This is a genomic window from Devosia sp. (assembly GCF_028290625.1).
Taxonomy (GTDB): domain Bacteria; phylum Pseudomonadota; class Alphaproteobacteria; order Rhizobiales; family Devosiaceae; genus Devosia.
On sequence record NZ_JAQGJM010000058.1, the window covers coordinates 1 to 3151 of the forward strand.

2 protein-coding genes are annotated in these 3151 nt (G+C 63.6%); both read right to left on the reverse strand.

Annotated elements, in window-relative coordinates; genetic code table 11:
* A partial coding sequence (locus JWR51_RS23935) for an SNF2-related protein (RefSeq protein WP_299753657.1) occupies positions 1-1878 on the reverse strand: 1878 nt, incomplete at its 3' end.
* Positions 1875-3151, reverse strand: a 1277-nt coding sequence (locus JWR51_RS23940; protein WP_299753659.1) for a hypothetical protein, incomplete at its 5' end; no start/stop codon positions are given. The genes JWR51_RS23940 and JWR51_RS23935, both read right to left, overlap by 4 nt.

Consider the following 3151-nt stretch of genomic DNA (forward strand, 5'->3'; position numbering starts at 1 on the left):
GAGGATTTCGCGGTGGAGGGCGGCGGAGATGTGCTGGCGCAGTGCCCGACCAGTCGCGCGGTAATGACAGAAGATAAGGACTTTCTCTCCAGCCTTCCACAGGCGTATGGCTTTATCGGTCGTGGCACGCACCTTTGGATGCGCCGAGCGCGCTTCTCGCTTGTCCCTCGGAAGCGCTTGGTCCAGGTGATTGAGGTACCACTGCAACTCTGGCGACACGACCGACTCACCGGGTTCGGCGTCCTCGTCGGCAGTCGCGCGGCCGCGTCTTGTATCGAGATATGCCTCGAATGAAGATGCGAGCCCTTCGGCGAAAAGAGCCCGGCCGGTGGTGCAAGCCGCCAGCAGACCCTGTGCTCTACCGGCTAGCAGGAAGGGCAGTAGCGTCTGCGGGGTGATCTCGAGGCCGACGCGAGTCTCCTCATCCGCGACGATCGAAGCGCCTACCTGTACGCGTCGGCGAGCGACGTCGCAGCCATTTGAAAAGGTTGTCGGGCGGACGTGGCGTAGCACCCACGGGGCGAGCGCCCGCTCTGCTTCTTTCATCGCGCGGCGGGTGTAATCCACGTGCTGGACGACCTGCGCGACGACGCCTTCTCCTTCGGAGTCCTTGGCCGATTCCCACCAGAGATCGATATCCGACTCACTGCTTGAGCTTCCGACGTGCTCGGCCGTGAGCCGGCCCCACGCGCGGTCGAGACGCAGTGCGGCACCCTGCGCATCATCGAGCGTCTTCGCGAGCACCGAAAGCTCCGACCTGAAATGCTCGCGAATGATCGACGGCGGGCACGTGCCCTGCCAATCGATGCCCTCGAATCTCTCGAGCACACGAATGAGCTCCGCGTGCCCAAGCTGAAACGGCGTCGCGGTCAGGAAGAGCATGCGATCGAACTTGCCAGCGAGCGCACCTCCCGATGAAAACAGGCCGGATTCGGCCGCACCTTCCTCCGTTACGAAGAGCGAAGCGAGCTTCGTTGCTGGGTTCTTGAGATGATGCGCTTCGTCCAGGACGAGAAGCGGCGAGTGGAATCGTGCGCGCCTAAACGCCTGCTGCCACACGACTTCCATCTCCTGCCGGAGCGCCTCGCGCACTGCTTTCAACCGCTCATGAACCTTCGGCGAATCCCGAAGAGGAACGTAACGCAACGCGTCTACGATGGATTCGAAATCGCAGCCCTGCATTTCTTCGAGCGCGTCGACGAGCGAGGCGGGGACCGGGTCGTCGCGCACCTCATCTACGAAGCGCGGATGAGCCCGATGCAGCGTCCGCAGCCATTGATTGCATGGCCGGTCGAGCAGGTCCGCGAGCAAGCCGGGGCAGCGGCTCTCGAGCCATTCAAGCCGCAGAATGCGCCCGGCGTAGCGGCCGAACGTGCGACGCTGCTCCGCTAGAGACGACCGACCTTTGAACGCGCGTTTCACCACCGCGAGCTTCGCGAATCCGTCGCCGATGGCTCGATGCAGCGCGCCGTGCGTCAGAAAGATGATGTGCGAGCGGCGCTCGTCGGGATCGTCCAGAAGTCGCAAAAAGCCCACGCCGGATTCCGCGGCGTTCGCGCGGAATCGGTGTTGCAGCTCACCCGACAGGCAGTTCTCGACAAAGACGTTCCAATCCTTCGGCCACTTGTGACGCAGGCTGGGCGGCGTCATCACCACGATGGGGCCACTCGCTTCACGCTCCATCAGAATCGACACCGCGACGGCCAGCGCTACGAACGTCTTGCCCATGCCGACTTCGTCCGCGAGGATCACCCCCGGCTGCCGGGAGAAACGTTGCAGCACCTCGCGAGCGGCGCGAGCCTGACGTTCAGCGTCCTCGCCGGAAATTCGCGTGTTCTTCAACTCGATCGGTCCGTTTGCGAACGATGCAAAGCTCATTGTCTTGCCTCCGCGAATGCAGCGCTCGCGTAATTGTCGAGGTCCGTGTGCGCCTCGGCTTCGCCCGCTCGTTGCGCGAGTTCGTTTATCGCATTATTGAGGCACTCCGAAACCACGGCTTTGGGAAGGCCCTCTGCTATAACGCGGTCGGGGCGCACGCGATGCAACGCGAGCGCAATCTCTGCAAGACAGAACTTGGCTTCACCCGGGAAGTTCGCCTCCCGGATGTAGCAGCCTGCCAATGCCAGGGGGCCTATTGGGCCGGACAAGCGCCAATCGAACGCTTCTCGCGAAGACGCTGGAAGCTCCAGTCGCTCGCGAAGCCTTTCGAGGGCTGCGGCGAGGCGCTTCGTCCTGCGAAGCAGAAACGACTGAGAGTCGAAGCGCTTCAGCGGGTCGAGCGCGGAATCCGCTTTTTCTTTCTTAGCGTTGCGTCTCGCGAGCGCTTCGGCAACGGCCTGAGGTATGGGCCGCGTGGACGCCAGAATGTCCAGGAGCTCTTCGAGCGTCAGGCTCAGCAGAGCTTCCGGAGGCGGCAAAGCCGCGGGATTCGATACGTTCACAGGCCAGTTGGCTGTGGCTTGGCCGCTCGCGTGGGTCCAGGTGACTTCAAGCACGACCGGAACGGCGGGTCCAGTCCACTCAGTGAGGTGCTCCCCCGATCGCCCCCCGCCCTGGGAGGAGAGGAGCTTACGGCCATCGGCGGCTAGGATGACCCAGGAAGCGGGAAGCGGATCGCGCAGGGTGATGGACAACCGCGGAGGCGGGCCCGGGACGAACGAGGCCTCCTCGAATGCTGCGGGCAGGGGCACATCGCCGTACCCGTCCTGCGCCTTTTCGTCCTGCGGCTCCCAGATCAGCTGGTCCGAGTCGATGTCGAGGCAGTCGTCGACCTCTGGCCAGATCGCATTGAGCATCTTCGCGTCCGCATCGGAGCACCGCACGCGGTATGCGAGATTCGCTTCGAAGTTGCCGTTCCGCTCACCTGCGCCCAAACCGGCCCGCGTGAAGTTACTCGAGCCCATAAGCAGGAGTATCCACTCCTCGTTGGCGAGATAGATCATCTTCGCGTGCAGGTCGCGCATCTCGCCGATCTGTTCGGCCCGCACAGGCCGCACCGCGACCTGCGTCCTGTTCGCGACGAACTCCACCATTGCTTTGGATGCGAACACACGCGTGCGCCCGTCTGGCTGGCTTTCGGCGCGGACGTCGAAATACACGGTGCGGGAGCCCCGTTTCGCTAGGGCCGAGAGAAGAGCGGATGCGGCCTCGG